Source organism: Gluconobacter kondonii (assembly GCF_002723995.1).
GTDB classification, from domain to species: domain Bacteria; phylum Pseudomonadota; class Alphaproteobacteria; order Acetobacterales; family Acetobacteraceae; genus Gluconobacter; species Gluconobacter kondonii.
In genome coordinates this window covers 1-4,799 of record NZ_BEWP01000041.1, presented here as the reverse complement: position 1 = coordinate 4,799, position 4,799 = coordinate 1, and the positions used below count along the sequence as shown (strand labels likewise).

Here is a 4,799-nt window from a genome sequence, read left to right as displayed (position 1 = left end):
CACAGGAAATGGAATCACAGAGCAGCTCTCAAAACCAGGGGTTTTTCGAACCCTCCACCTTCAGTTCCATAGAAATCCAATCCAAATGTGTTGTAACTGTTATATACATAAACATAGTCTCCGGCCTGTATTTCATTTTCATGAATCATATTAATTCCTCATTTCAGTCAAATTTATAGATTATTGATTTAATGAATAATATTTTTCTTCTATCTCAATTTTCTCTTGATTTGACATCAAATAACCTCAGGGCACAAGGTCTAAATACCCTTTGCTCTTTCACTGCCTACAGCACGCCAAAGTTCGGAACGTGAGGGATGGCGCAGCGGCAGAATAGGAGGAGCGAATCATATAAGCAGTAGCCTTAATCAGGATCATAGCGGGGCACGCCCGCATAGTCCTTTGTGGTTTCCAGCTCCGCTCGCAATTTCTCAATTTCATCGTACAGACGGCCGAAATTATCCCATAGGGCCCTGTTTCCCCAGTCACCGTCGCCTGTGAGTTCCTCCAGTTTGCTTACGCGGTTATCCGTTCCATCCAACGTGGATTCAATGCGCCTCAGAATTTCAGCCGTTAGGGTGAGGCCTCGAGTAGCAGCCTCTTCTTCGAGGCGAGCTCTCAATGGACCACTAAGACGAAGTTTGAACCATGTATCAGGAGCGGAATCGATCATGCTCCAATCATGGTCAAAAATTACCTTGACGGCTATGGTCAATACGTGGTCATGTTTTGCTCGCAAGCAACGAGGAGTGAATGACCCACCAAACGCACTTCAAAATACCCATGCTGCCAGATGTCAGAGATTGGCTCGACAGGGCAGCACCAAGGGTACAGCGCAGCCGTGGCGCGCATGTGATCTTCTTGCTTCGGCAGGAAATGGAAAAAGAAAAGGCATCAGGGGCCAGTTTGCAGACCACCCCCGATGCCTCTCAACAGTGATCTGGAGAACACCGCGATGACAGAAGTTATCACGAAAGCCGTTGAAGGCTCAAATCTTATTCCCTTCTCGTTTGAAGGGTCAGAAGTCCGCGTATTCGACCAGGCTGGAGAGCCTTGGTGGGTTCTGACAGATGTGTGCAAGGTGCTTGAGATCACCAACGCAGGAAATGCTTCAGGTCGTCTCGATGACGATGAGAAGTCCACTATCCAGATTACGGATAGTGGGAATCTCAACGCAGACCGCACCATCATAAACGAGTCCGGCCTGTGGTCGCTCGTCCTGACCAGCCGCAAGCCCGCAGCTAAGCGTTTCAAGAAGTGGATCACCGCCGATGTGATCCCCTCCATCCGCAAGACGGGCAGCTACACGATGGCTGCCCCGGAGACGCCGGAACAGCTCGCAATGCGCGCGCTGACTGGTCTTCAGTCGGTGGTGGAAAAGCAGCGGGCACAACTCGCCCTTGTTGCACCGAAAGCCGCCGCCCTCGACCGCATCAGCACGGCCGACGGATCATACGGCCTGACGGAAGCGGCAAAGATCCTGCAAGTGAAGCCCAAGGCGTTGATCGCTTTCATGGCTACGTCGCAGTGGATCTATCGCCGGAACAACGGCAAGAACTGGCTGGCCTATCAAGCCAAAATCGACGCCGGGTATCTCTGGCACAAGATCGCCACCTACACGGATCCGAACGGCGAGGAAAAGACCCGCGACACGGTGAAGGTTCTGCCTAAGGGTCTCGCAAAACTGGCCCAGATCGTGCCGGGCGCGAAGATTGATCCGGACCTGATGCAGATGGAGGCGCGCCCTTTCGCCAAGAAGCCGGAGCCAGTGTCATGAGCGCGCTGACCACCCGGCAGAACGCACGGGTTACAGGTGCCGTCATGGTTGAGGGTCAGATGCTGTGCTTCGACGCAACGGACTATGATCTCGAACCGGGAACGGAAGCCGTGGTCATTGGGACGAAAGGCGAGATCTATGTCGCGCCCATCGCGAAAAACCATCCAGAGGACCGGGCACGGCTGGCCCGCATACGCAGTGCACTCATTCCGTATGTGTCTGGTTTCTACTCCGCCAGAGTGCCGGGATTTCTACAGGTGAAGGTGCTTGGGCGGTATGTGCCAGTGCCCTGCGCCCCTCCCGCAAGAGCAGGGAAGGGCGCTGTCCAGTCTCTGAAAGCAGCCTGACTGTAAAGCCGCCCTTCGGGGCGGTTTTTTATGAAAGATTTTTTTTAGAACGGAACCAACAACACATATGACCGCTTATTGTAGGCAATTATTGCCGTTTCGTTCTGATTGTGGATGATCCAATTATGAAAAAAGCACTTTTAGCGTCTCTCTTCTGCGTTACTGCTCTCTCTGCATGTGAATCTCCTCAACAGATGGTGACCCAAAAGGAAGACCATCTCGCTGCAGCTGGGTTTGTGCTGAAACCCGCCTCGACCCCGCAGCGGATTGCGATGCTCAATAAACTGCCTGCACATCACTTTGTCCGCCGTATTCATGGCGACACGGTGAGCTACGTTTACGCCGATCCAACAGTATGCGGCTGCCTGTATGTCGGCGACCAGGCTGCTTACGGACGCTATCAAGCTTATCGGCAAGAGCAGAATATCGCTGACGAACAGCAGATGACTGCACAGGATTATCAAGACGCTCAGTGGAACTGGGGGGAGTGGGGCCCCTGGGGCGGCGGCTTTGGGCCGGGCTACGGATTTGGTCCAGGTTGGGGCTGGTAAGCCCTCGTCACGTTATCGCCGTGAGGCCGCACATTTCTCTTGAAGCCGCTGCATAGCGTCTGGCGGCATCGGTGCGGTCATCATGGCTCGGTAGTTCATGCAGGCTGCCGTTTCATGCTTCAGGAGCGCATGTGAATGACAAGAGCAGCCAGCAAGAAATGCTGCAGTTAGGGATGCAAGAATGAGGCGCATGACGCCCTCCCAACTTTTCCAGTTTTTAAAAACGCGAGATCCTTGCACGCTGCCTGAGGGCGAACCGACCTTATGAAATCGGGAATGGTGGCTGACCGTTGGACGCGGTCACGCCACCATCTACGGGCATGATCAGGCCTGTGATGAACGCCGCGTCAGCGCTGGCCAAAAATGTGATGGCTGCAGCCATATCTTCCGGCTCGCCGAGGCGCTGCAACGGGATACGATCTTCAACACTTTTGACGAAAGCTTGGTCCTTAACCGCCTCTGCCGTCATACCGGTGCGTGTGACAGCGGGGCAGATTGCGTTAACGCGCACACCACTCTTTCCGTGATCCATAGCCATCACCCGGGTCAGGTTCACCACGCCCCCCTTGGCGACATCGTAGTAGGCGGTATTCCAGTCACCACGCATGCCGGAAACCGAGGCGGTATTGACGATGTTACCCTTCGTTTTGATGAGCATAGGCAAAAATGTTCGGCTGACGTTCAGAGTGCCGGTGAGGGTGGTTGCACAAACCGTACTCCAGGTTGCCAGATCGCAATCCAGAACGGTGCCCATAGCAGTCACACCAGCGTTATTCACCAGAACATCAAGCGTCCCAAACTGCTTCTCGACAAGCTTGTAGAGAGCTTCAACCTCTTCCGGAACGGAAATATCCGTCAGAGATGGCACAGCATATTTCGGGTCCAGCGCTTTTGCGACGTCATCCAGCTTTGTCTTGTCCCGATCAACGAGGATCACATAAGCACCCTCGTCGAGAAATCGGACTGCGGTGGCGTGGCCAATGCCGGAGGCCGCGCCTGTAACGAGAACCTTTTTACCTTTGAAACGCGATAATCCTTGGATAGGCATGAATGCTTTCCCTGCAAAGTTCAGGAGATAAAGCCTTGTCGTGCCGGATGGTTGCCACAATAAGACACGCAGGCTCCCCTGACGACAAACCGTCATCCTTTCAGACGCCCAGCACTCTTCTCGAAATCTCCATCTGACAGTACGATCCGCCACCAATCACGGAGATGTGTTGCTGGCCATGATCAAGAATATTCCTGGTTTTCTCAAACTGGCGCGTGCTTTCGACCTGTTCGAAGAAGCGGCCATGGTCATCCTGACATTGTGCATTACCGTCGTTGCGTGCGTAGGGCTGCTGCATGTTGTCGTAGCAGTCATTCGCATGGCCTTGGGGGCTGGGCTCGATCCGACCAGTCCGGCTTTGCTTCAGGCCATCTTCGGCATGTTTTTCACTGTGCTGATTGCATTGGAGTTCAAACACTCCATTCTGGTGATGCCAGACGGTCAAGCGCACAGCATGGCTCGGATGCGATCGGTCCTGCTTATCGGCATGATGGCGACAGTCCGGAAGTTTATCGTGCTCGACCTGAACGGCGTCAACGTGCAGGAGATGGCTGCCCTTTCCGGTGCTGTACTGGCTTTGGGTATCGTTTACTGGCTGGTGCGCGGGAAAGTCACACCGCCGCTGGTGGATGGCTCGGGTGGGCTGCTGTCTGCTTCAGACGCTGAACATTGAGATTTGGGAACTGCCGCCCTTCACCGGGCGGCTTTTTCATGTCCGTCAGTTTGGATAATGGTGCGATCCTTCAAATTTTCCGGGCGAATTTTCGGGTGGTGGAGGTGGGCGGCATCCGTCTGGCGGAGGTAATGGCCGACCATTGCTGCCCATAGGCGGTGAGGGCGGTCGAGCTCCGCCGCCGCGAAATACGCGCTGGCCTTCTTCAGGATCTCGTTGACTTGCCGAAGCTCCCGCACCTCACGCTCCAGTTCCTTGATCCGGTCCTTCTCGGCGCTCGTCAGCCCGCCGCGCTGGCCGGCGTCACGTTCGGCCAACTGGCACCAGACACGCAGGCTGTCCGGAGAACAACCAAGCTTCGGTGCAATCGCCTTGTAAGCCGCATTATCGCTGGCGTAATCAC

At 54.6% G+C, this 4,799-nt stretch carries 7 protein-coding genes and 1 pseudogene; 5 read left to right on the top strand and 3 right to left on the bottom strand.

Annotated elements, in window-relative coordinates; all coding sequences use genetic code 11:
- Positions 1-364: 364 nt before the first annotated feature.
- Positions 365-673: a hypothetical protein gene (locus GKO01_RS15450; RefSeq protein WP_145994805.1), complete on the bottom strand. Its 309-nt coding sequence runs from the start codon at positions 671-673 to the stop codon at positions 365-367.
- Positions 674-753: 80 nt separating this feature from the next.
- Here GKO01_RS15450 and GKO01_RS15880 point away from each other — a divergent pair, with 80 nt between their 5' ends.
- From GKO01_RS15880 to GKO01_RS15435, 4 genes are all read left to right on the top strand, one after another.
- The gene (locus GKO01_RS15880) at positions 754-939 is read left to right on the top strand and encodes a hypothetical protein (RefSeq protein ID WP_145994804.1); all 186 of its coding nucleotides are present in this window, start codon (positions 754-756) and stop codon (positions 937-939) included.
- Positions 940-955: 16 nt separating this feature from the next.
- The gene (locus GKO01_RS15445; RefSeq protein WP_099287767.1) at positions 956-1,777 is read left to right on the top strand and encodes a phage antirepressor KilAC domain-containing protein; all 822 of its coding nucleotides are present in this window, start codon (positions 956-958) and stop codon (positions 1,775-1,777) included.
- Positions 1,774-2,124 (top strand): hypothetical protein, encoded by a 351-nt coding sequence (locus tag GKO01_RS15440; RefSeq protein WP_099287764.1) that lies wholly within the window; start codon positions 1,774-1,776, stop codon positions 2,122-2,124. The genes GKO01_RS15445 and GKO01_RS15440 overlap by 4 nt, the downstream gene beginning before the upstream one ends.
- A gap of 125 nt (positions 2,125-2,249) precedes the next feature.
- Positions 2,250-2,675 (top strand): hypothetical protein, encoded by a 426-nt coding sequence (locus tag GKO01_RS15435; protein ID WP_099287763.1) that lies wholly within the window; start codon positions 2,250-2,252, stop codon positions 2,673-2,675.
- Between the two features lie 262 nt (positions 2,676-2,937).
- Here GKO01_RS15435 and GKO01_RS15425 read toward each other — a convergent pair whose 3' ends face one another.
- Positions 2,938-3,819, bottom strand: a complete 882-nt coding sequence (locus GKO01_RS15425) for a meso-2,3-butanediol dehydrogenase (protein WP_244901517.1) — start codon at positions 3,817-3,819, stop codon at positions 2,938-2,940.
- An 82-nt stretch (positions 3,820-3,901) separates the two neighbouring features.
- Here GKO01_RS15425 and GKO01_RS15420 point away from each other — a divergent pair, with 82 nt between their 5' ends.
- Entirely contained in the window at positions 3,902-4,396 is a 495-nt protein-coding gene (locus tag GKO01_RS15420) for a phosphate-starvation-inducible PsiE family protein (RefSeq protein ID WP_099287766.1), read from the top strand.
- 150 nt (positions 4,397-4,546) lie between these two features.
- Here the strand turns inward: GKO01_RS15420 and GKO01_RS16430 are convergent.
- A pseudogene (locus GKO01_RS16430) lies at positions 4,547-4,799 on the bottom strand (transposase); the annotation flags it as partial.